The organism is Bacillus sp. LB7, assembly GCF_030449715.1.
GTDB classification, from domain to species: domain Bacteria; phylum Bacillota; class Bacilli; order Bacillales; family Bacillaceae; genus Bacillus; species Bacillus paralicheniformis.
In genome coordinates this window covers 103,882-127,343 of the sequence record NZ_JASGCA010000002.1, presented here as the reverse complement: position 1 = coordinate 127,343, position 23,462 = coordinate 103,882, and the positions used below count along the sequence as shown (strand labels likewise).

Sequence of the window (23,462 nt, the reverse complement as noted above, 5' to 3'; positions counted from 1 at the left end):
TTTATTTCTCCTCCTTCGTCTTTTGGCTGCCGAACCCATGGATCAGCAATTCATGAATGCTGTCTGCCAGCTTTGGCAGATCGTATTTTTGATCATTCATCACCCAGGTTGTAACCGTCTCATCCACCGTACCGAAAATCATCTGCTTCGCCAGGCGGACATCAAGCGTGCTCTTAAATTCTCCCGCTTCTTTTCCTTCGGTGATGATGTCTTCCAGGATCGTCAAGTACCCTTTGAGAATCTCATTGATTTTCAGCCTCAGCTCAAGATTCGACTGCCTCAGCTCAAGCTGGGTGACAATCGCGAGGTGGCGATCGCTGCTGAGCAGTTCAAAGTGCTTTTTGATGAACAGCGTGAGCTTTTCTGTCGCCGAATTTGTCACTTCCATTTCTTCGTTCATCTGCTCGATAAACTGTCCCATTTTCTCTTTGAATAGCGAGATGAGAATATCTTCTTTGTTTTTAAAATAAAGATAAATGGTGCCGTCCGCCACTCCGGCCTGCTTGGCGATTTTCGAAACCTGCGCCTGATGGTATCCGTTTTCTGCAATCACAATGACAGCTGCGTCGATAATCTGCATATACTTTGGTCTCTTTTGTTTCAATTGGCTTCGTTCCTTTCAAATTAATGAATGAACACTCATTCATGAGTTTATCGTAAATAAAAATGGACGCTTTGTCAAGAAGCTAAACTCAAATCGCACCACAAAAGCATGCCGTCAAAATCGACGGCAGACTTCGCTTTTTCAGACGCCGGTTTTTTCTTCTTGAACGAGCGCTCTTCTTAAAATCTTCCCGACTGCCGTTTTCGGCAGTTCGTCCCTGAACTCGTATACTTTCGGCACTTTATAAGGAGCCAGACGCGATCTGGCATATTCGTCCAATTCCTTCTCCGTTATTGTAACATGATCTTTCAGCACTATAAAAGCCTTAACCGTTTCTCCTCTGTATTCATCAGGGATGCCAGCAACGACCGCCTCCTGAACGGCTTCGTGCTCGTAGAGCACCTCTTCGATTTCGCGCGGGTAAATGTTGTATCCACCGGCAATGATCACGTCTTTTTTGCGGTCGACGATATAAAAGAAGCCGTCTTTATCCATGTAGCCGATGTCTCCTGTAAAAAACCAGCCGTCCCTTAGACTTTGAGCGGTTTCTTCATCATTGTTCCAGTAGCCCTTCATCACCTGCGGTCCTTTGACGGCGATTTCTCCATGCTCATATGGTCCGAGAAAACCGCCGGTTTCTTCCGAATAGATCGCCGCGTCTGTACCAGGCCAAGGACAGCCGATACTGCCCGCTTTATTCAAATCCCAAATAAAATTGGCGTGAGTGACAGGCGAGGTTTCAGACATTCCGTAACCTTCGACAAGCCTTCCGCCCGTTACCTTTTCAAACTGCTGTTTGACTTCAACAGGAAGCGCTGCAGATCCGCTCAAACAGCTCTTAATTGATGACAGATCAAATTGGTGAAGGTCAGGATGGTTCAACAGGGCGATATAAATCGTCGGTGCCCCCGGAAATATCGTCGGCTTTTCTTTATCGATCGTTTTCAGCGCTGCGCGCGCGTCAAATCTCGGCAGCAGAATCATTTCATACCCCTGCCTGATCGTGAAATTCAAAACGGCCGTCATTCCGTAGACGTGAAAAAACGGGACGATCCCCAGCACCTTCTCCTCCCCTTTATTCAATTGATAAAACCAGGCATCGCACATCTCCATGTTGGCTAGTATGTTGCGGTGGCTGAGCATGACGCCTTTTGGCGTGCCTGTCGTGCCTCCGGTATACTGCAGGACGGCAATGTCGTGGGCCGGATCGATTTCAATTCCCGGAGGACCGCTTGGAACGGGGTGTTTCATGATGGTGCGGAAAAGGTGTGTCGTCTCATTTTCATTGATCTCAACCGACATTTGATTCTCTTTTTTTTGCACGATTGGGTACAGCAGATTTTTAGGGAAAGGCAGGTAATCTTTTATGCTTGTCGCAATGATGTGCCTCACATTTGTTAGCGCTTTCATTTTATATGCCGCCGGGTACAGCATGTCGAGCGTAATGATGATGGCTGCCCCGCTGTCATGAAGCAGATGTTCAAGCTCCCTTTCCGTATACAGCGGATTTGTCTGGACGACGATGCCGCCGGAGAAAAGTACGCCGTAATACGCGATAACCGCCTGCGGGCAGTTCGGCAGCATGATCGAGACTCTGTCTCCTTTTTGAATGCCGAGTGACAGCAGGTAATCTGCCATTTTTAAAGCGTCCTCGTAAACTTGCCGATACGAACGTTTTTTTCCGAGAAAATGAATCGCTGTTTTTTCAGAAAACTGTTGGGCGGATTGTTGCAGGATGGAATGGAGTGTTTGATCTTCAAATTTCAGCTCGTGAGGAATTTGTTCGGGATAATGACGCAGCCACGGTTTTTCAGTCGGCATAAGCTCCCCCCTTTTAAACAATATATTCTTGATTTCAGTATATCAAAACAATATTCAGAAAGTAATGATATTTTTTCATTTTAAAAAAGGCGCCCTTGTTCAGGACACCTTTTTCAAGTATAAAAGATCATATAAATCAGGCCGATAACCACAAATACCCCAGCTGTGAAAAACAGGATTTTCGCTAATTTCTCCATGTTGATCCCCTTTAGATACCCGAAGCCACGACAAATGACAGGCCGACTGAAATGACGAATGAAATGAAGCCGACTGCGCGGTTGTCGTTTTCAATCTCCTTGTCAATTTTAAAGCGCGGCGTCAGAAATTCAAAAATGAAGTAGCCGATCAAAAGCAGGATAAAACCGAACAGCCCCCATCCCATCATTTGCAGCAGGGAATTATGCTGGCTGATCGATTTTTGCAGCACGTTGGCGATGCCTAAAATTTTTCCGCCTGTTGCCATCGCGACCGCCATGTTTCCTTTTTGAATCTCCTCCCAATTTTTATAGGTGGTGACGAGTTCAAACACAGATAAAAATATCACAAGACACAAAACGGAAACGCTGTAGTACGCGGCAATTTCCACAAGGTCGTTCTCCCAAAACTCTTTCATCCTTTTAGACTCCCTTTTTTATTTTAATTCGACAATGGTGACGCCTGATCCTCCCTCTCCCGCTTCGCCGAACCGGGAGTTTTTCACATTGCGGTGGGATTTCAAGAGGTCCTGAACGCCTTTTCGGAGGGCGCCGGTTCCTTTTCCGTGGATGATTGAGACTCTTGGATAGCCCGCAAGCACCGCATCATCCAAGTATTTTTCAACCCGGTGAAGCGCATTTTCATACCGCTCCCCCCTAAGGTCGAGTTCGAGCGAGACGTGATAATCTTTTCCTTTGACGGCGGCGATCGTTTTTTGTTTTTCGGGTTCGGGCGCCGATTTCAGGAATTCCAGATCCTTTTCCTTGACCTTCATTTTCAGAATGCCGATTTGAACATTCCATTCGGCCGCACCCGTTTTTTCGAGCAGCGTCCCTTTTTGGCCAAAGGTTAAAACCTTGACTTCATCGCCCGGTTTTAATTCGCGCTTGTCCGTTTTTTTCTGTGCCGGCTTTTTCGCTTTTTCAAACGAAGGCACGGCTTCTTCAAGGCGTTTTTTCGCCTCGATCAGCTCATGGTCTTTAAATGCTTTATGGTCTTCCTTGATCATGCGGAGCGACTGGATGATCTCGTCTGCTTCTTTCATCGCTTCTTTGACTTTTTCAGCCGCTTTTTGCTCCGCTTCTTCATAGAGCTTGTCTTTTTTCTCCTGCCATTCGCTGATCTGCTGCTGGAGGTCGCGGTGAAGGGCTTCAGCCTCCGCGCGGATGGCTTCGGTCTCGTTCAGCTCCGCTTCGGCGCGCTTTTTGCTGTCTTCCAGCGATGCGATCATCGTATCAACTTCATTATGTTCGGCCGTCATCTCCGCTTTTGCGCGGCCGATCAGGTAATCAGGCAGCCCGAGACGCTTCGAAATTTCGAACGCATTGCTTCGGCCGGGCACGCCGATTAACAGCTTGTAGGTCGGCGACAGTGTGTCGATATCAAATTCGACGCTTGCATTAATGACATTTTCGCGATTGTAGCCGTATGCCTTCAGTTCCGGGTAATGGGTCGTGGCAATGACGCGCGCGCCTGTCTGGCACACCTCGTCGAGAATGCTGATCGCAAGGGCCGCGCCTTCCTGCGGGTCTGTCCCGGCGCCGAGCTCGTCAAAAAGCACAAGGCTGTTTTCCGTCATGTCTTTCAAAATATCGACGATGTTGACCATATGTGACGAGAACGTACTTAAGCTTTGTTCGATTGACTGTTCATCGCCGATATCGGCAAATACTTGATCAAATATGGCGGTCTCCGAGCCCTCTTCCGCCGGTACGTGCAATCCCGACTGCGCCATAATGGTCAAAAGCCCGAGCGTTTTAAGCGTCACCGTTTTACCGCCCGTGTTCGGGCCCGTGATGACAATTGTCGTATACTCTCCGCCGAGCTCAATATCATTCGGAACGACTTCATCCAGGGGTAAAAGCGGGTGGCGGGCTTGAATCAGGCGGACATAGCCGTCAGCGTTGACAGCCGGTTTAACCGCTTTTGTCGCTTTTGCGTATTTTGCTTTTGCAAAAATAAAGTCCAGCGTCTGAAGCACTTTGACATCGTGAAAGAGTTCATTTGTGTGCTCTGCCGTCTTTTCTGTCAGGACGCGCAAAATCCGTTCAATCTCCTGTTTTTCGTTTACTTTTGCCTGGCGAAGCGCATTGTTCATATCGACAATCGCCTGAGGCTCGATAAACAATGTCGCACCGGAAGACGACTGATCGTGCACGATTCCTCCGTAGCTTGATCTGTACTCCTGTTTGACAGGGATGACAAAGCGGTCGTTGCGAATTGTGATGATCGTATCCGACAGCATTTTTTGCGCAGATGAAGAACGCAGCATCGATTCCAGCCGGTCCCTGATTCTTGATTCAAGCGTCCGCAGCTGCGTCCTGATCCCCCTTAACGTCTCAGATGCATGGTCTAGCACTTCTCCATGATCATCGATGCACGAATTGATGTCTCTTTCCAATTCGGAAAGCGGAATGAGCTTTTCTGCGTATTGGTGAAGACAAGGGATCTCAACCCCGTCTTCGAACAGGCCTTCGAGAAAATGCTTCATCTGTTTTGCTGCGTATAGCAGACCCGATATTTCGGTCAATTCCGCCGGGCTCAAAATGCTGCCAATTTCCGCCCTTCTTAACGCTTTTCTAATGTCCGTAAGGCCGCCGAAAGGGGCGTTTCCTTTTAAGCGCAGGACGGTTCCTGCTTCATCGACTTCTTCCTGCAGCTTTTTGACTTCTTCGAGCGAACGGGAAGGTTTGAGTTCCAAAAGCATTTCCTTCCCTAAAGAAGATGCCGCATGCTCTGTGAGCTGTTCTTTTACTTTATGAAATTCAAGTGCTGATAGCGCTTTTTGCTGCAACGTCCATTAAACCTCCTTAAGATCGATGGCGCGACAAAAATGCCTGGACTTCTTCAAAGGAGCGGGTATTTAATACATTGGCCTTTGGCGTCCATCCTTTTCTCGCTGCCGTAACGCCCGTTTTCATATCGTCAAGCATCGCTGTGTTGTGGGCATCCGTATTAATAACGAGTGTCACTCCGGCAGCATTCGCTTTCATCAAGTGTTCCATCCTGAGATCGAGCCGCGCTGGATTTGCGTTCAGCTCCAAGGCTGTATTCGTTTTTTTCGCAAGCTCGATCAGCTGGTCAATATCGACTTCATAACCTGCCCTTCTTCCGATCAGACGGCCGGTCGGATGGGCGATAATGTCAACGTGCTGATTCATCAGCGCGGTTTCAAGCCGTTTCATGATGACATGCTGCGGCTGTGAAAAGCTTGAATGGATCGAAGCAATGACAAGGTCCATTTCCGCCAGCAGCTCATCGTCATAATCAAGCGTTCCGTCAGGCAGGATGTCCATTTCCACGCCTTTAAAAATATGAAAATCGGTCAATTCCTTATTCAGTTCATCAATTTCCTTCGCCTGCATGCGCAGGCGCTCAGGCGTCAAACCGCCTGCCACTTTTAAATACTGGGAATGGTCTGTGATCGCCATATAGCGGTACCCTTTTGCCATGCAGGCTTCCGCCATTTCCCTGATCGAAAAAGCACCGTCGCTCCAAGCCGAGTGCATATGAAGGTCTCCTTGGATATCCTCGGCGGAAACGAGTCCGATGTCATCGCTATAGTCCTCGACTTCTCTTCCCGTCTCCCGCAGTTCGGGCGGAATAAACGGAAGCCCGAAATGGGCGAAAAACTCTTGTTCGCTTGAGAAGGTTTTAATTTCTCCAGTTTCAACGGTTTCGACGCCGTATTCACTGATTCTTTCGCCTTTTTCTTTGGCTAGCTGGCGCATTTTGATATTGTGGTCTTTTGATCCGGTGAAATGATGGAGCGTCGTTGGAAACTGTACCTCTGTCACCAGCCGGAAATCCGCACTGATTTCGTATTCAAACGCAAATGTGAGAGACACTTTCGTATCTCCTGCGGCAATGACCTCCTTGATGTTCGAAAGCTTTAGGAGCCCTTCCCGGACAAGTTCCGGATCAGTGACAGCCATAATATAATCGAGGTCTTTCACCGTTTCTTTGGCGCGGCGCAGGCTTCCGGCCCGCGAAAACTTGATGAGACCCGGGAGCCCTTCAAGCTGCTCTTCAATGATGTCAGCGACGGCCAAAGCGACCGCGATCGGGTACCGTTCAGGACGTTTCCCCGCTTCACCCAAAGCCTGCAGGATTTTTTCTTCCGTTTTTTTGCCGAATCCGGCAAGCCCCTGAACCTTTTGCTGTTCGCATGCCTCTTTTAAAGACGCCGCATCACAGACGCCGAGCTCCTGATACAGCTTGGCGATTTTTTTGCCGCCAAGACCCGGCAGCTTCAAAAGCGGGACAAGTCCTTCCGGAACCTCTTCCTTTAATCGTTCCAGCGTTCCGGATGCTCCCGTGTCCATATATTCCTTGATGACGGCGTACGTGCCTTTGCCGATCCCGGACAGGGACATCATATTATCGATTTCCGAGAGGCTCCTGTCGTCTTGTTCTAGAGCTGCCGCAGCCTTTCGGAAAGCGGAGATTTTAAACGGGTTATCCCCTTTTAGTTCCATATATATCGCAATCGTTTCAAGCAATTTAATGATATCTTTTTTATGCATACTGTTCACCTCTTGTTTCCCCTCGTTCATCCTGCTTCAATCATACAAATTTTTGGCTGATCCTACAACAAACAGGCCTATTCGACAGTTTCCGGGGTTCTCAAGAGCCCCGAAAAAAAACTTCCCTACAAACAGAGAAGTTTTTACAAAGATCCGTACTGATGCAGCAGATTGTTTAACATGTTTGATAAAAACGGTGTTTTATGAATGATCAAATCAGCCATCACCGAACCGGCCATCATGTTTTGCAGAACATCGATCGGCAGAAGCGTTCCGATGAACAGAACGACAAATACGAACAGATAGATCTCCGCAAAACCGAGCACGGCTCCGAGTACTTGGTTGATCTGTTTGAGAACCGGTATGCTTGCAAGGGCATCCAGAAACGATGCGGCAATTCTCAAAAGGATAATCGTCAGGAAAAAGAGAATCAAAAACGCAATCATATTGTAATAAGCGCCTTCAAGGCTTCCGTTTACAAACGCCAGCGCAGACTGGCCGCCCGTAAAGTCGGGAGACGGAATCCAGCCGAGCTTAGGTGCAAGGTCGCCGTAATAGGTTGCGGCCACAGCGATCGCTGCGATAAACGTAACCAAACGGATAAACTGGCGGATAAACCCTCTTTTGAGTCCAATAAACAAACCGGACAAAAGCAAAATGATAATGATGATATCTAGCATCGTGATGTTCAATCCTTTTCTTTAATTTGTCCTTTTAATCTCTCAAGCTCTTCCTTCAGCTTCAAATAATCGTGAACCACATTTACAGCCGTCAAAACGGCCAGTTTATTTATATCAAGATACGGATTTTTTTCGTTGATTTCTCTCATTTTATCATCCACAATCGAGGCAACGTGCCTCATATGGCTCTTGCTCTCATCGCCGATAATTGTGAATTGCTGACCGTAGATGTCAACTGTTGTTTTCGTTTTTTGACCATCAGACAACGTTTCTCCTCCATTCCAATTATGCGAGAATCCTAGTCTATATCATAACATGTTTAGAGATTGAATGGAAAGACGAGCCCTCCGCTGTTATGATACACTTATAAAAACAATGATTTAGCCTGTTTAAGCAGCTAATAAAGGAGATTAGAACGTGTCACATTCTGTTTTAAAAGTTCCCCCGTCTGTTATTGAACGGATGCAAAGCCACTACGGGCCTCACATGACTTCCCTTTCCGTACAGGGCGCGGTTTTCCAGGCCAAACCACAGGGCTGCACCATTACAGCATACCGGTCGGGGAAGGTGCTGTTCCAAGGAAAAAACGCGGAAAAGGAAGCGGAGCGCTGGACGGCGGATGCTGAAACACCGGCTGCCAAAAAGCCCGCATCCAAAAAAAGCATCCCGTCCGTCTATCAGCCGCCTGAAGGCATCGGTTCCATGTCTGTGATCGGCTCCGATGAAGTCGGGACAGGCGATTATTTCGGTCCGATCACCGTCGCGTGCGTATACGCTGACAAGGTAAAGCTGCCGCTGTTAAAGGAACTCGGTGTTAAAGATTCAAAAAACTTAAAAGATCCGCAAATCGTTCAGATCGCGCGCGACTTAATCAAGACAGTTCCTTACAGCCTGCTCGTCTTGAGAAATGAAAAGTATAATGAAATGCAGGAAAAAGGGATGAGCCAGGGAAAAATGAAGGCCCTTCTCCACAACCAGGCGATCGGCAACCTTCTCAAAAAATTGGACGGAACCCGGCCTGAAGCGATTTTAATCGATCAGTTCGCAGAACCTGCCGTCTATTTTAAACACCTGGCCGGCAAAAACGCCATCAAAGAACGTACATATTTCAGCACAAAAGCGGAAGGCATCCATCTTTCAGTTGCAGCGGCTTCGATCATCGCACGCTATTCATTTTTAATGGAGATGGATAAGCTTTCGAAAGAAGCCGGGATGACGCTCCCGAAAGGAGCGGGTCCGCTCGTCGATGAAGCGGCGGCAAAGCTGATCAAGAAACACGGCGAAGGCGCATTGAGGGTATTTACAAAGCTGCACTTTGCAAATACGCAGAAGGCGAAGCGGATTGCGGCGAAACGGTAAACGGTGCGCAGACCTAGCAGCAACCTATCCTCAGATTCCGGGATGGGCTCTTACTTCAATTAGTGCCATCTTAAATGCCGCTGGCACTGTTGGAGCAATTGCAGCGGTTCTAGGGACTTTTGGACTCGGAGCGATTGCATCCCTAGTTTTTTCCTATGCAAAAAAATACGGAATTAGATATGCTATCGCTTACTAATAAGTTTTAATTTAGGAAAGGGTATTTAAAATGCCCTTTCCTCCACATTTAAGTCAGGATGGTTTTCAATGAATAATAAATACTTAATTTATTCAAAAATTCTTTTAACCAACGACATTCGAAAATTTAATACTAAAAGCAAATGGCTTGCATTATTCGTATTGATATTGTCATTCGTTGTTTTCCCTTTAATAATTGGCAGCTTTGCTGGGTACATCATTAAAAATCTAGTCATCATTCATCTTTCTTTTTTTCTGTTTATCCTTACTGTAAATATTGATAAAAGTATTTTCAGAGTTATGTTTTCCTCTGACAAAAAACAAATGGCCATTCTGGGAATCAAATTGGATCAATTTATATTAGGAAAAGATATTAGTAAATTTTATAGTTCATTTTTATCTTTAATATCTTTTTATGTTGGTTCATCGATTGTATATTATCTCATTCATCAGTCTTTGGAAGAAATCTTCGCGATTGCTGTGATTGGTTTATTGTCCGCTATACTAGGATATTTGCTTAGACTTCATTTTATAAGGCTATTAGTATTGCCTAAATTCATAAATGTCTCAAGCATTATTGGCTTTTTCACAAATGGAATTTTAATTCTTTGGATCTTTTTTATACTCAAATATAATTTGTTATTTCTAAACATCAATAATATGCGAATTTTTTCAATATCTATACCAATAATGGTATCTTTAACAATCCTGTTAATTATAGTGTGGTATAAAAGTTTAAGAAACCTTTCCATTTTTAATGATCATTTAAATAGCAAGACTGATACAAATTTGAAGAAGTCTAGAGAGAGCAGAAGCCTTCTATATTACGAGCTGATCCTTCTATATAGGAACCCGCCTGTAAGGTGGTCGGTTTTATTATTTATTTTAAGTTTATCAGCAGGTTTACTAACAATCATTTTGTATGGTTTTAACACTGATCGATTTGCAGACACTGGAATTTCCAACGAATTCAGCTTTATGTTCAGCGTGCTGTTCCCGTTAGTCTTTATCTCTATCATGATTCAATCATTGGTTTCTTTTGATATTGATGGTCTTATTATACCTTTGAATCAGCACAAGCCAAACTTTATTAAAAACAAAATAAAAGCAAAAACCAAAATCTCTGTCTTAGCACATGTGTTATTTGTTTTAATCTATGCTGCGATTTCAAATTTTTATATAAAACCGGATCATTTTATTGCATTATCCATTATCTTATTGATGATAGCTGTTACTTTGGGGTTAAGCTGTCTCACTTCAACTATATTGTTTCCATATTTTAAATGGGATTACATTTATCAAGTTCCCAGTACTTTAAGCAAAATCTTTCTTAATTTAGTATTTGGATTACTAATAGGGTTAGCCATTGTTTCAACTTACAACAAAGTTTTGTATGTTGTTATTTTTATCACTTTGTTATGTATCATAACGCTGCTGCACTCCATAAACAAGCAAATATGGAAATCAACAATCAACAAAAATTACATATCAATAAAATCTTTATTCGAGTGAGTGATTATATGCTTAAACTGCAAAATATATCAAAAGAATATCCTCAATCCAATTTTAGCATGAAGAATTTAGAATTCGCTTGCGGGCGAAATCAGATTATTGGATTGCTCGGTAAAAACGGAGCAGGAAAAACGACCCTATTAGAAATTATTGCAGGCCTCATTCCTCCGGATAGCGGTGAGGTAGTCGTTGATGGACATCTTACCAATTATTTAGAGAAAATCGGATACCTAGAAGACGATCCAAAATTATTTGAGAATTTAACGTGTTATGAATTAATCAAGTACCAATCTTTATTAATTGAAAAACCATTATCCCAAGAACAAATCATTGAAACCTTAGACATGTTCAGTCTAAAAGAACAAAAAGACCAAATGGCATCTTCGCTATCAAGAGGAATGCGTCAAAGAATGTCTTTTATTCTTTCCACTTTGCATCAACCTGATATTATCTTGCTTGATGAGCCTTTTACAGGACTTGATCCAAAAAACATGGCGGATATGAAAAAGATTTTAATTAATATTAGAAATCAAAATAGAATTATTATTTTATCCACGCATATCTTACAGTTTGCAGCAGATCTTTGTGATGAGATATTATTTATTAATAACGGAAATATTATCCACACTGAAAAAAAATTAGCCGGGGAGACATTTAATGAAGCCAGCCTTGAAAAAAATTCCTTGAATACCTATGCTAAATACTCTATTTTGTTCATTATTATTTTTGGTTTCGGTTTTTCTCTTAGCTTTTTTGTATTTCAAGAAATACACGAGACTTACTATGATAGCTTTAAAATATCCAACGCTTTAGAGATTTTTACAAATAACTTAATTGTAGGACTAACTATTTTCTTTCTTGGATTAATCAGTGTTGGTTTCCTATCTAGTGTAGTAGTGTTTTTAAACGGTTATTTCTCAGGGGCAATTTTCTTTTCATATGAGAAGTCTTTAGGTTTTTGGAAATCACTACAATATCTCTTATTTCACGGCCCCTTTGAAATCCTTGCCCTTCTTGCTTTTTATGTAATATCTCTTGATATTTCTTCCCGTTTTTTAAGATTTCTAAAAAAGTCTGAAATAAACCTAATGATTAAGCCGAAAGTAAAAGAGTACACAATAATAATGATAAGTGCAGTAGGCCTTCTAATCTTAGCATCTGTTGTCGAATACTACGTAATATTACTAAAATAAGGAGTTCAATATGAAGAAGACTAAATTCAACTTAATATGTATTTGTCTATTATCTGGAGCTGCAGCCTTATGTGTTTCCATTTTAAAAATGAATGAGATCGATGCTAGCTTACATGAATTAAACGAAGATGAATATGGAAATCTTATTACTATCAGTAAATGGATTGGCATTACAATAGCAGTAATTGGCGAAGCGATAAAACCCCTTCTTGAGCTTTTATTTTTCACTTTAATCATTTGGCTCGCTATTATGATTTTTGGAGCAAAGGATTCCTTTAAAAACATTTTTTCAAAAGGTGTTCTTTCCTACTATTTCAATCTTGTAGGCAGTGTCTTAGTTATTGTCTTTTATCTATTTGGCTTAAAAGATGCTGAAAGTCTTTTTTCTATTCCTTTTTTAAGAAATTTAAACATTTTTTCTTTAATTTCGTTATTTTTTTGGTGCTATTTATGTCTAGAAAAGAAAGAAAACTCACTAAAAATTAAATACTCTTTTTCTTTTTTCATATTGTTTTTATTTTCTATTGCCATATCTATTTTCTCCGATATTCTTGCATAGATTACCTTCGTATAGACTCATTAAATAACATATGAGAATTCGATACAACTTAATTCAAAATATTTTACATAAATATTCTTGCCATCCTAAAATAATTAAAACTTACAATAGGCCGACAGTTTTTCCAATGCAAAAAAACCGGTTCCCGAATGATCGGGGGCCGGTTTTTCTTTATCCTCTCAATACAGCCTGATACGTATCCTCAAGTGCCTTCAGCACTTGGTCGTGAACTTTTGTCACTTCTTCTTCAGTCAATGTTTGTTCAGGATTCAAATATTGCAGGCTGAAGGCGACGGATTTCTTGCCTTCTTCCATGTGCTCTCCTTCGTAGACGTCAAAGACTTGGACTTCTTTGAGCCATTTGCCGCCTGCTGTTTTGATGACGTCCTCAAGCTGGCCGGCCGCTGTTTCTTTGTCTACAACAAGCGCGATATCCCGGGTAACAGAAGGATACTTCGGAATTGGTGTATACGTGATCTCCGGTACATCCAAGCGAAGGAGCTCGTGCAGGTCCAGCTCAAACACATACGTGTCGCTCAGATCCAGTTCTTTTTCAACTGACGGATGCAGCTGGCCGATGAAGCCGACTAATGAGCCGTTATGCAAAATATTGGCCGTCCGCCCAGGATGAAGCTCTTTTCTTTCAGATTGAGCGAATTCGATGCCTTTGGTGATGCCGAGCTTTTCCAACAGACCCTCGACGATGCCTTTTACGACGAAGAAATCAACCGGCTTTTTCTCGCCCTGCCAGAGGTTTTTATGCCACAGGCCTGTCACGGCTCCGGCGACGTGTTCTTTTTCGACCGGTTTCGTATGTTCTTCGGCTTTCAAGAAAACTGAACCGACCTCATAAAAAGCTGCAGAATCGGACTGCCGTGCGAGGTTGTATGCGACCGAATCAAGCAGATTAGGAAGCAGGCTGTGCCTCAGCACGCTTCTTTCCTCACTCATCGGCAGCGAAAGGATTGTTTTAAACGATTTTTCCAATGCGTAAGCCGTTGCTTTTTTATCGTTTGTTAATGAGTATGTGATCGCCTGGGAAAGCCCTGCTCCTTCCAGGAAGCGTCTTACTTTTCTGCGCTTGTCCTGATAAGGCGTCAGTCCGCCCGCAAAGCCTGTTACTTCCGGCAGTGTCGACGGAATGTTGTCATATCCGTACAGTCTTGCGACCTCTTCGATCAAATCTTCTTCAATCGCAATATCGCCTCTTCTTGATGGAACCGTCACGACCAGTTCACGTTCAGCGTCTTCAACTACAAAGCCGAGCCTTTCAAAAATGTTGACCATTTCTTCTTTGCTGATGGACATGCCGAGAACCTTCGTCACTTTATCAACGGAAAGGCGAATGACATTCTCTTTGATGTCAAGATGGTTTTCTTCAACCGTACCTTCCAAGACGGTTCCTCCAGCGTACCGGCTGATCAAATCTGCCGCGCGTTCTGCAGCGAGGCGCACCCGTGCAGGATCGATGCCTTTTTCAAAGCGGACGCTTGATTCGCTGCGAAGACCGAGATCCTTTGATGCTTTGCGAACGGTCTGGCCGTTAAAATACGCGGCCTCAAGCAGCACTGTCGCCGTATCTTCACGGACTTCGGAGTCCGCTCCGCCCATTACGCCTGCGACTGCCTGCGGAAGAGAACCGTTTGTGATGACAAGATGCTCAAGCATCAATGTTCTTTCTTGTTCGTCAAGCGTCGTTATCGTTTCATTTTCGTACGCTTTGCGGATGACGACCTCTTTTGAGCCGAAACGGTCATAGTCAAACGCGTGGAGCGGCTGACCGTATTCAAGCAGAACAAAGTTCGTAATATCGACAACATTGTTGTGCGGTCTGATGCCGGCGTTGATCAGCTTCGTCTGCATCCAAAGCGGCGACGGGCCGATTTTGACGTCTTTAATGATTTTCGCCGCATACAAAGGATTGGCTTCTGGATCTTCAATTTTGACGGAAATATAGTCCGCCGCTTTTTCGGCGCCTGCCTGATAAGCCGTCTCAGGGAGCTTGACTTCGCGGCCGAGAATCGCAGCCACTTCATAGGCAACGCCGAGCATGTTCATGGCGTCGGCGCGGTTTGGCGTCAATCCCAGTTCGAGAACCGCATCGTCGAGCGCCAGGCTTTGAAGGGCGTCCGCCCCGGTTTCAGCATCGCCCGGGAAAACGAAGATGCCTTCTGCATATTCTTTCGGCACAAGCTTGCCTTGAATGCCAAGCTCCTGCAAAGAGCAGATCATGCCGTTAGACGCTTCCCCGCGGAGCTTCGCCTTTTTGATTTTAAAATTGCCGGGCAATACCGCGCCAACCGTGGCGACGGCTACTTTTTGCCCTTTGTCCACATTCGGAGCCCCGCAGATGATCTGGACAGGCTCTTCTTCCCCGATATCGACGAGGCATTTGTTTAATTTGTCGGCGTTCGGATGCTGTTCGCGCTCCAGCACATGTCCAATGACAACACCTTTAATTCCTTCTCCCTTATATTCGATGCCTTCCACTTCAATTCCGCTTCTTGTAATCTTTTCAGCGAGAATCTCGGGAGTCATCCCGTCTAAATTCACGTATTCCTGCAGCCATTTATATGAAACAAACATCACGCGTCCTCCTCTTTAAGCCTGTTTAAATTGAGATAAAAATCTGACATCGTTCGTATAGAAATGACGAATGTCGTCAATGCCGTATTTCAGCATCGCGATCCGTTCAACACCCATTCCAAATGCAAATCCCTGATATTGTTTGGAATCGAATCCGGCCATTTCGAGCACGTTCGGGTGTACCATTCCGGCGCCGAGAATTTCGATCCAGCCCGTTTGTTTGCAAACGGAGCAGCCTTTGCCTCCGCATTTAAAGCAGGAAACATCGACTTCGACAGACGGCTCTGTAAACGGGAAGAAGCTTGGACGCAGTCTGATTTCGCGCTCTTCGCCGAACATCTTTTTCGCGACCGTTTCAAGCGTTCCTTTTAAGTCGCTCATGCTGATATCGCGGTCAACGCAGAGCCCTTCAATCTGCATAAACTGATGGGAATGTGTCGCATCATCGTTGTCGCGGCGGTACACTTTGCCGGGGCAGATGATTTTGACAGGGCCTTTGCCTTCATGCTTTTCCATCGTGCGCGTCTGAACGGGAGATGTCTGTGTTCTCATCAGCGTATCTTCCGTAATATAAAAGCTGTCTTGCATATCCCGGGCCGGGTGCTCTTTCGGAAGGTTGAGCGCTTCGAAGTTATAATAGTCGGTTTCCACTTCAGGTCCCTCTTCCACCGAATATCCCATGCTGATAAACAAGTCTTCGATTTCTTCAACAACGATCGTCAGCGGATGCCGCGCTCCTGTTTTTACAGGGCTTCCCGGAAGCGTCACGTCAATCGTCTGTTCTTTCAGCTTCCTTTTCACCTCTTCTTCCTCAAGGCGGGCATTTTTTTTGGCGATCGCCGCGGCGATTTTTTCTCTTACTTCGTTCGCCAAGGCGCCCATTTTCGGCCTTTCTTCAGCGGACAGCTTTCCCATTCCCCGAAGCACTTCCGTGATCGGTCCCTTTTTTCCCAGGTACGCAACGCGGACATCGTTGACTTCTTTTAATGAACCAGCGGCTTCCACTTTTCCAACCGCTTCTTTCTCAAGCCGTTTCAGCTCTTCCTGCATCTTAAAAACTCCTCCTTTTATGTAGCAACCTGTTATTTTAGGCAATAAAAAAAGCCCCTTTCATAATGAAAGGGACGAATCGTGGCCGTGGTACCACCCTTTTTTAAAACAAAGCAAAAAAAGCTTTGCTGCTTACTTCATTGGCATAACGGAATGAATCCGGTTCACCTTTACACATCCCTCGAGAGACGCGGTCCCGGTGACAACTCAAGAGGTGAAGCGTTTTTCCGGCCTGCCATAAAAATGCTTGCAGTCTAAGGCATTTTCTCCCTAAATGGCGGCATGTGAAAAAACGGAGCCTCTGTCACTGTTTTTAAACATATTACATTCATTATAGTGAATTACATGATCCTGTGCAACCGGTTATCCGCGGAGATGATAAAGAAGGACTGCGGCTGCGGCCGCTACATTCAGCGACTCCGCTTTTCCGTAGATCGGAACGTACAGATTTTGGTCAGTCTGTGCGAGGAGGGCCGGATCGACCCCCGATCCTTCGTTTCCGATCAAAAGCGCAAATGACTGCGACGACTCCGCTTCCCTAAATGGCACGGCATTTTGCAGCGCTGTGCCGTAAACCGGGACGCTTTTTCCCTTTAGCTCTTCAATCAGCTCCGGCAGGTCGCGTTTTAAAATCGGAATGTGAAAATGCGAGCCTTGAGCCGATCTGAGCGTTTTGGCATTGTAAGGGTCGACAGTGCCTTGTCCGATAACAACGGCATCGATCCCCGCCGCGTCTGCCGTCCGAATGATCGTCCCTAAATTGCCCGGATCTTGCACAGCATCCGCAAGCAGCAGTTTTTCGTATTGAAAAGGTCCGCTTTCAGTCATTTGGCATACAGCGGCGACAGCCTGGGGTGTCTCTGTTTCGGCAATCGCCGAGAAAGCATCGGCGCTCAAAATATAGCGGGCAACAGACTCATCAAGCGCGGCCGGGAAATCCGCTTCGTCTGCGACCATGATTTCTTTCACAACACCCGGTGTCTTCAGCGCTTCCTCAACGAGATGCTCGCCTTCTATTAAGAAAGTATTGGTTTTTGTCCGCTCTTTTTTCGTATGAAGTTTTTTCCAATCCTTCACTTTTTGATTTTTGGCTGATTCAATTCGTTTCAAATCGTTTTGACTCCTTTGTCTCGCAATAGTCACATTATATCTCATCAATGATACATAATAAACCCGAAAGCGAGGCAGAATATAGAAAATCAGATGATGAAATGGAGTGAAAAAAGATGGATTTGAATTTGCGCCATGCCGTTATTGCCAATGTATCAGGAAACTCGCAAGAAGAGCTTGAGCACACGATCGTCGATGCGATCCAAAGCGGTGAAGAAAAAATGCTTCCGGGATTGGGTGTGTTGTTCGAGGTCATCTGGCAGCATGCAAATGAATCGGACAAAACCGAAATGCTCGAGACATTGGAACAAGGATTAAAAACGAAATAAACCGGCGGCCTGCAACGGCCCCGGTTTTAATTTATCATCCTGGAATAGAAGGCTCCATCCGCAATGCCGGATCGCGCCAAATCTCCATCCATTTTTTAATGGCAGCCGCCATGATCACCAGCCCGAGCAGCAGCATAATAATCGATAAAATGACGTTTAAAACGTTGAAACCGGCAGCTTCCGCATTAAAATAAACGTTTTTGATCATCCAGTATCCCGCATAGTTGACCGTCACATACAAATAAGCGAGCGGAATGAGACATGTCAGCATATAACGCCGTTTGTCCGCAATTTTTAAAATGACCGTCGCTCCGATAATTAAACCGACGGATGCCATCAGCTGGTTGGATACGCCAAACAGCGCCCAAATCGAGCTGATGTCGCCTGAATACAGCAAATACCCCCACATGAAACAGGCAAGGGCGCTCGCTGCGACCGAACCCGGAAGCCAGTCCGTTTTTTTCAGCGGTTTGTAACTTCCCCGAAAAAGTCTTGAATCAAATAACGCGCCACCCTTGTTCCGGCATCAATCGCCGTTAAAATAAAGACGGCTTCAAACATGATGACAAATTGAAAAAAGTAAGAGGCCAAATGGCTGAAAAACGGAATATCCGTAAAAATATAAGCCATGCCGACGGCAAGGGTAACAGCTCCGCCTGTTCTTCCTTCAAGATCGAGACCGATTTCGCGGCTGAGTTCAGGCAGGTGGACGACATTCATGCCAAGCGTCCGAAAGACTTCAGGTGAACTGTTGATGGCAAAATAATCGCCCGGCTGCAATGCCGTTGCCGCGATCAGCGCCATGATGCCGACAAGACACTCAACGAGCATCGCCCCGAAGCCGACGAATTTCATGTCGCTCCACTTATCAAGCATCTTCGGCGTCGTGCCTGAACCGACAAACGCATGGAAACCGGAAATCGCACCGCAAGCGATCGTAATTGAAATAAACGGCCAGACCGGACCAGGCGATACAGGCCCCCCTCCGCCCGTGAACTCGGTAAACGCCGGAAACGGAATCGCCGGATTGACGACGAAAACCCCGGCAATCAAAGCGATAAACACCCCGATTTTCATAAAGCTGCTCAAATAATCGCGCGGCGCAAGCAGCAGCCATACAGGGAGCGCAGCTGCAAAAAATGCATAGACAGGAAGTGCGACAGCAAGCGTTTTCGTATCGAGCGTCAAGGCGTCTCCAAGCGGAGTCTCCGCGATGGACGGTCCGATGAAGACACCCGCCATCAACAAAATAAATCCGCCGGTTGACGCTAATTTTAAATTACCTGTCTTTTTATAAAATAAACCGACCCCCATCGCGATCGGAATTGTAATCGCAACGGCGAACGTCCCCCACGGATTGCGTTCAAGCGCATGAAGCACAACCATTGACAGCCCCGCCATCGTGATTGTAATAATAAACAGCATCGCAAGCCCCGTGCAAAATCCCGCAACAGGCCCGAGCTCTTCTTTTGCCACTTCTGAAAGCGACTTTCCCTTCCTCCGCATGGACGCAAATAAAACGACAATATCATGCACGGCTCCCCCGATCACCGCTCCGATCAAAAGCCACAACAGCCCCGGCAAATAGCCGAACTGCGCCGCCAAGATCGGCCCGACAAGCGGCCCAGCGGCTGCGATGGCGGCAAAGTGGTGGCCGAAAGACACCCATTTGTTCGTCGGCACATAATCTTTGCCGTCTTTCTCGAGATGGGCAGGAGTCGGCTTGTCATCATCAACCTTCAACACTTTCACCATCATAAATGTTCCGTACAAACGATAGGCGATCGCCAAAATACAGATGGAAGCGATCACAATTGTTATTGCATTCATCCAATTCCTCCCCCCTTTGTTTCTTTTTTAACATATCTCATCTTTTTTGTAAGCGCAATCATCTTATTATGAGAAATTTTCAATCAGCTATTTCCCGGCAACTATAAACCCAGTTGACTAATAGGAATAATAAGAATAAAATAGACATAAGCTTCATCTGCTTCCTTTTTAAGGCACAATTGGCGGGCATCATCGGATATCCGCCTTTTTTCTGTCAGCATAATGGAACGATAAAAAAATGAACGGCCATGACTAGACAAAATGCGGCGATCCCCGCGATTCGATTGACATTTGTTTTGACAAGCGAAGCTGAGAAATGGTGAGACAGCGAAAAAAACAAAATGGTGCCGATCAAGATGACGCCCGCCTCTAAAAATGATCAAAGACTGCCGTGATAAACAGAAGCCAAAGGTTGCTAAAAATGCGTACATCAAAATGCAGTATGCAGCCGAAAAAAACGACTTCATCATATCCCTCCCTCATGTTTTATAGTATTCTCCGGCATAAATGCGCACACCTTTTCACCCCTTAAAAAAAACCGGCACAGCGGCCGGTTTTTTTACATCATCGTTTTTTCAGTCTGATCACATTCCAGGAAAGCTTCGGAAGGTGAGCCGTCAGCCTGCCGTCACATACTTTGGCGTCTCCGCCGCTGTGCGGAACGACGTTGTTGCGGTCTTTTTCATTCGTCGCTTTATGATCCTCGTGTTCCAGAACGATGTGCTCAGAGACGCTGTACCCTTCAAAGCTTCTCATATCGGCCTCCATTTCAAGGCCGGCGTCTGTTGCGCGGTTGACGGCAAAAACGGTTAATTCCTCGGCTTCTTCATTGAAAACAGACACGGACTCCAAGTACGGCACATCCGTAAAGTCTTTCGCATCATACTTCGGAGACGATACCGCCGTCTGCAATACCGTTCCTCTGCCGTAGACGGAAGCGTGCATAAACGGATAGAAAATAGTCTGACGCCACGCTTCTCCCCCTTTGTCTGTCATAATCGGCGCGATGACATTGACAAGCTGAGCCAGACAGGCGATTTTCACGCGGTCGGCATGCTTGAGCATCGTAATCAGCATACAGCCGACGAGAAGTGCATCTTCAAAGTTGTAGATGTCTTCAAGAAGGTGCGGCGCTTTCGCCCAGCGTTCAGCTTCTTTGTCTTTTTCATTCGAGTGATACCAGACATTCCACTCATCATATGAAAGGTGAATCGTTTTCTTGCTTTTCTTTTTCGCTTTCATATAGTCGCAGACTGAGACGACCGTTTTGATAAAGTGATCCATGTCCAGCGATCTCGCCAAATAGTTTGGAAGATCATTGTCACGGTTGCCGTAATACGAGTGAAGCGAGATGTACTCGACGTGTTCGTACGTATGGTCAAGCACGGTCGTTTCCCAGTCGATGAATGTCGGCATTCCGCTTCCCGAACTTCCGCAGGCGACGAGCTCGATCGACGGGTCCGTCCATTTCATCACCTTCGCAGCTTCAGCGGCAAGTCTTCCGTATTCGGCTGCAGTTTTATGGCCGATTTGCCATGGACCGTCCATTTCATTGCCGAGGCACCATGTTTTAATTTTATGCGGTTCCTTATATCCGTGGGATTTTCTCAAGTCGCTGTAGTACGATCCTGAAGGATGGTTGCAATATTCTACTAGGTTGCGTGCGGCATCAATTCCTCTCGTTCCGAGGTTGACGGCCATATTCACCTCTGCCCCGACAAGCTTTGCCCAATCCATAAATTCGTTCGTACCGATTAAGTTCGGCTCGGTTGTCGCCCACGCCAAATCAAGTCTTGTCGGCCGATGTTCGACAGGACCGACCCCGTCCTCCCAGTTATAACCTGAGACAAAATTTCCGCCCGGATACCTGATAAACGGAACCTTCAGTTCACTGACCAATTTAATGACGTCTTTCCGAAAGCCCGATTCGTCAGCTTCAGGATGATCAGGCTCATAAATGCCTTCGTAAACGGCTCTGCCGAGATGCTCGATAAAGGAGCCGTAAATTCGCTTATCAACCTCTGCCACCTTATATTCCTTGTCAATCGTCATCTTCGCTTTGTGTGCAGTCATGTTAAACCATTCCTTTCAAGATGATATATAGTGGATCAGCCTTTGATTCCGCCCGCCGTCAAACCTGATATAAAGTACTTCTGGAAGAACAGGAAGATGAGAATCACCGGCAGAATCGCCAGCACAGAACCCGAAATCAACATGTCATAATTGTTCCCGTACGGACTGAGCAAAGCGGACAGTCCGATGGGGAGCGTAAACATTTCTTTCGATCGCAAAACGATCAGCGGCCATAAGAAGTTGTTCCAGCTGTTTAAGGATTGAAGAATGATCATCGCTCCAAATGCCGGCTTCATCAAGGGCGCCATGATCCTGAAGTAAATGCCGAACTCTGTGCAGCCGTCCATTCTCGCGGAATCAAGCAAATCTCTCGGCAGGCCGAGCGCATACTGTCTGAAGAAAAACACGGCGACAGGCGAAACGATAAACGGCAGGATCACACCGGCGTATGTGTCGACAATATGAAGAGAAACCGTCATTTTAAATAAAGGCAGCATGAGAATTTCGATCGGCACCATCATGATCAGAAGCACGGCTACAAACAAGAGATTTTTCCCTTTAAAGTCGTAGACGGCAAGTCCGTATCCGACCATTGAAGAAAACAAGAGCGTCAGCACGGTGGATATCACCACGAGAATCAAGCTGTTCGAAAACCATTGAAAATAAATGCTTCCGCCGTTAAACAAGTATGTGTAATTGTCAAGGCTCAGGATTTCAGGGTTCAGCTTTAAATTCAGGCCGAAGCGCAGCAATTCCGAAGATGGTTTGAGCGAGCCGAGCACAAGGCAGAAGAGCGGAAACACAAACAAAAAGCTTAATATCGCAAACAGCAGAAACAGAGCCACTTTCGCAATGTTGAGGCCTCCGGCAGGACGCATTAATAGCCCTCCTTTTTAAATGATCCAGACAGCTTTAATGAAATGAGGCTGCAAATGAAAATGATGATCAAGAGCACGATACCGAGCGCCGACCCGTAGCCCATGTTGTTGTAGGCAAGCCCCTGCTGATAAATGTATCCGACCATCGTCAGGCCGATGTTGCCCGGAGAGTTGTTCTGCCACAGCACATAGCTTTCTTCAAACATTCGGAAGCCGCCGATGATGCTGATCGTCAGCACGTAGACGCTGACGGGCTTTAAAAACGGCAGCGTAATATGGTAAAACTTCTTGAACGTGCCCGCCCCGTCGATTTCGGCAGCTTCGTACAATTCTTTCGGAACGTTCTGCAAGCCCGCCAAAAAGTACAGGACATTGATCCCCATCCATCTCCAGGATGCGAGCATCACCATTAAAAACATGCCGGTATGTTCGTTGTTCAGCCAGTTGTACGGCGAACCACCGAGCTTAGCCAATATCGAATTCGCCAGCGACGTATCCATTTCTCCAAAAATCAGCCTGAAAATAATCCCCGCCACAATGGTTGAAGTCAGAGCCGGGATGAATAAAGCCGATTTGAACACGTTTTTAAATTTGACGAGTTTAGAATCTAAAAAGACTGCCAGAATAAGAGGAACAGGTATTAAAATCAGCAATGTCCAAAAGGTGTATTTTACGGTGTTGAATAGTGCGGTATAAAATGTAGGATTGTTTAATGCTTTATAGTTCTCTGTCCCGATGAAGCGGACTTCCCCGGGGAGAATGCTTTGAAAACTCATGATGACGACGCTGATAAGCGGATAAAGAAAAAATATGCAAAAGGAGAGTACAAAAGGTGCTGTAAAAATGTAGGGTGCGGCTTTTGCTGAATATAATAAACGTCTGATCTTTCTTTTTCTGCTCACCGGCGGAAACGAATGCACTGTATCTGTTTTAACAGTCTTCAAGTTATCGCCTCGCTTTAC

The 23,462-nt window shown here is 45.6% G+C and carries 19 protein-coding genes and 1 pseudogene; 5 read left to right on the top strand and 15 right to left on the bottom strand.

From position 1 onward, the window contains the following. Position 1 precedes the first annotated feature (1 nt). The 7 genes from QMZ64_RS03130 to zapA form a co-directional block, all read right to left on the bottom strand. Positions 2–604, bottom strand: coding sequence for a fatty acid metabolism transcriptional regulator FadR (locus QMZ64_RS03130; protein ID WP_020452501.1), 603 nt, complete (start codon positions 602–604; stop codon positions 2–4). A gap of 141 nt (positions 605–745) precedes the next feature. Then, complete coding sequence (locus tag QMZ64_RS03125) at positions 746–2,425, bottom strand: AMP-binding protein (protein ID WP_265626014.1); 1,680 nt, start codon at positions 2,423–2,425, stop codon at positions 746–748. Between the two features lie 208 nt (positions 2,426–2,633). Next, positions 2,634–3,038 carry a DUF350 domain-containing protein gene (locus tag QMZ64_RS03120; protein WP_026579111.1) on the bottom strand — a complete coding sequence of 135 codons (405 nt, stop codon included), beginning with the start codon at positions 3,036–3,038 and terminating at the stop codon, positions 2,634–2,636. A gap of 18 nt (positions 3,039–3,056) precedes the next feature. Beyond that, complete coding sequence (locus QMZ64_RS03115) at positions 3,057–5,414, bottom strand: endonuclease MutS2 (RefSeq protein WP_243942751.1); 2,358 nt, start codon at positions 5,412–5,414, stop codon at positions 3,057–3,059. Positions 5,415–5,430: 16 nt separating this feature from the next. Then, the gene (polX, locus tag QMZ64_RS03110; RefSeq protein WP_265626013.1) at positions 5,431–7,146 is read right to left on the bottom strand and encodes a DNA polymerase/3'-5' exonuclease PolX; all 1,716 of its coding nucleotides are present in this window, start codon (positions 7,144–7,146) and stop codon (positions 5,431–5,433) included. 143 nt (positions 7,147–7,289) lie between these two features. Continuing rightward, entirely contained in the window at positions 7,290–7,826 is a 537-nt protein-coding gene (locus QMZ64_RS03105) for a CvpA family protein (protein WP_265626011.1), read from the bottom strand. An 8-nt stretch (positions 7,827–7,834) separates the two neighbouring features. Further along, positions 7,835–8,092: a cell division protein ZapA gene (gene zapA, locus QMZ64_RS03100; protein WP_020452506.1), complete on the bottom strand. Its 258-nt coding sequence runs from the start codon at positions 8,090–8,092 to the stop codon at positions 7,835–7,837. 151 nt (positions 8,093–8,243) lie between these two features. Here zapA and rnhC point away from each other — a divergent pair, with 151 nt between their 5' ends. From rnhC to QMZ64_RS03080, 4 genes are all read left to right on the top strand, one after another. Beyond that, on the top strand, positions 8,244–9,185 hold the full coding sequence (rnhC, locus tag QMZ64_RS03095; RefSeq protein ID WP_265626010.1) for a ribonuclease HIII: 942 nt from the start codon (positions 8,244–8,246) through the stop codon (positions 9,183–9,185). A 264-nt stretch (positions 9,186–9,449) separates the two neighbouring features. Then, the gene (locus QMZ64_RS03090; protein WP_076793185.1) at positions 9,450–10,892 is read left to right on the top strand and encodes a hypothetical protein; all 1,443 of its coding nucleotides are present in this window, start codon (positions 9,450–9,452) and stop codon (positions 10,890–10,892) included. 8 nt (positions 10,893–10,900) lie between these two features. After that, a complete protein-coding gene (locus QMZ64_RS03085) occupies positions 10,901–12,085 on the top strand; it encodes an ATP-binding cassette domain-containing protein (protein WP_301441127.1) in 1,185 nt (394 codons plus the stop codon). Positions 12,086–12,095: 10 nt separating this feature from the next. Next, positions 12,096–12,644 (top strand): hypothetical protein, encoded by a 549-nt coding sequence (locus QMZ64_RS03080; RefSeq protein ID WP_003184223.1) that lies wholly within the window; start codon positions 12,096–12,098, stop codon positions 12,642–12,644. Positions 12,645–12,815: 171 nt separating this feature from the next. On the opposite strand, the gene pheT is transcribed toward QMZ64_RS03080, so the two are convergent. From pheT to QMZ64_RS03065, 3 genes are all read right to left on the bottom strand, one after another. Beyond that, positions 12,816–15,230, bottom strand: coding sequence for a phenylalanine--tRNA ligase subunit beta (gene pheT / locus QMZ64_RS03075; RefSeq protein ID WP_265626004.1), 2,415 nt, complete (start codon positions 15,228–15,230; stop codon positions 12,816–12,818). A gap of 15 nt (positions 15,231–15,245) precedes the next feature. Beyond that, complete coding sequence (gene pheS, locus QMZ64_RS03070; protein ID WP_265626002.1) at positions 15,246–16,280, bottom strand: phenylalanine--tRNA ligase subunit alpha; 1,035 nt, start codon at positions 16,278–16,280, stop codon at positions 15,246–15,248. Positions 16,281–16,643: 363 nt separating this feature from the next. Continuing rightward, entirely contained in the window at positions 16,644–17,390 is a 747-nt protein-coding gene (locus QMZ64_RS03065) for a TrmH family RNA methyltransferase (RefSeq protein ID WP_265626000.1), read from the bottom strand. Between the two features lie 116 nt (positions 17,391–17,506). Here QMZ64_RS03065 and sspI point away from each other — a divergent pair, with 116 nt between their 5' ends. Further along, positions 17,507–17,719 (top strand): small acid-soluble spore protein SspI, encoded by a 213-nt coding sequence (gene sspI, locus QMZ64_RS03060; protein ID WP_243942737.1) that lies wholly within the window; start codon positions 17,507–17,509, stop codon positions 17,717–17,719. Positions 17,720–17,753: 34 nt separating this feature from the next. Here the strand turns inward: sspI and cstA are convergent. The 5 genes and pseudogenes from cstA to araP all read right to left on the bottom strand — a co-directional run bounded on the left by cstA (position 17,754) and on the right by araP (position 23,444). Next, positions 17,754–19,549, bottom strand: a pseudogene (cstA, locus tag QMZ64_RS03055) (carbon starvation protein CstA). A 101-nt stretch (positions 19,550–19,650) separates the two neighbouring features. Continuing rightward, positions 19,651–20,019, bottom strand: coding sequence for a hypothetical protein (locus tag QMZ64_RS03050; RefSeq protein ID WP_301441126.1), 369 nt, complete (start codon positions 20,017–20,019; stop codon positions 19,651–19,653). 94 nt (positions 20,020–20,113) lie between these two features. Beyond that, positions 20,114–21,622 carry an arabinosylfuranosidase ArfA gene (arfA, locus tag QMZ64_RS03045; RefSeq protein WP_265625997.1) on the bottom strand — a complete coding sequence of 503 codons (1,509 nt, stop codon included), beginning with the start codon at positions 21,620–21,622 and terminating at the stop codon, positions 20,114–20,116. Positions 21,623–21,657: 35 nt separating this feature from the next. Next, on the bottom strand, positions 21,658–22,500 hold the full coding sequence (locus QMZ64_RS03040) for a carbohydrate ABC transporter permease (RefSeq protein ID WP_243942732.1): 843 nt from the start codon (positions 22,498–22,500) through the stop codon (positions 21,658–21,660). Then, on the bottom strand, positions 22,500–23,444 hold the full coding sequence (gene araP / locus QMZ64_RS03035) for an arabinooligosaccharides ABC transporter permease AraP (protein WP_011198183.1): 945 nt from the start codon (positions 23,442–23,444) through the stop codon (positions 22,500–22,502). The genes QMZ64_RS03040 and araP overlap by 1 nt, the downstream gene beginning before the upstream one ends. Between the last annotated feature and the right edge of the window lie 18 nt (positions 23,445–23,462).

Coding starts and splice junctions, on each gene's coding strand:
- QMZ64_RS03125 (WP_265626014.1), bottom strand. CDS start 2,425: ATGCCGACTGAAAAACCGTGGCTGCGTCATTATCCCGAACAAATTCCT.
- QMZ64_RS03120 (WP_026579111.1), bottom strand. CDS start 3,038: ATGAAAGAGTTTTGGGAGAACGACCTTGTGGAAATTGCCGCGTACTAC.
- polX (WP_265626013.1), bottom strand. CDS start 7,146: ATGCATAAAAAAGATATCATTAAATTGCTTGAAACGATTGCGATATAT.
- QMZ64_RS03105 (WP_265626011.1), bottom strand. CDS start 7,826: ATGCTAGATATCATCATTATCATTTTGCTTTTGTCCGGTTTGTTTATT.
- QMZ64_RS03090 (WP_076793185.1), top strand. CDS start 9,450: ATGAATAATAAATACTTAATTTATTCAAAAATTCTTTTAACCAACGAC.
- QMZ64_RS03085 (WP_301441127.1), top strand. CDS start 10,901: ATGCTTAAACTGCAAAATATATCAAAAGAATATCCTCAATCCAATTTT.
- QMZ64_RS03080 (WP_003184223.1), top strand. CDS start 12,096: ATGAAGAAGACTAAATTCAACTTAATATGTATTTGTCTATTATCTGGA.
- pheT (WP_265626004.1), bottom strand. CDS start 15,230: ATGTTTGTTTCATATAAATGGCTGCAGGAATACGTGAATTTAGACGGG.
- pheS (WP_265626002.1), bottom strand. CDS start 16,280: ATGCAGGAAGAGCTGAAACGGCTTGAGAAAGAAGCGGTTGGAAAAGTG.
- sspI (WP_243942737.1), top strand. CDS start 17,507: ATGGATTTGAATTTGCGCCATGCCGTTATTGCCAATGTATCAGGAAAC.
- QMZ64_RS03050 (WP_301441126.1), bottom strand. CDS start 20,019: ATGATGAAGTCGTTTTTTTCGGCTGCATACTGCATTTTGATGTACGCA.
- arfA (WP_265625997.1), bottom strand. CDS start 21,622: ATGACTGCACACAAAGCGAAGATGACGATTGACAAGGAATATAAGGTG.
- QMZ64_RS03040 (WP_243942732.1), bottom strand. CDS start 22,500: ATGCGTCCTGCCGGAGGCCTCAACATTGCGAAAGTGGCTCTGTTTCTG.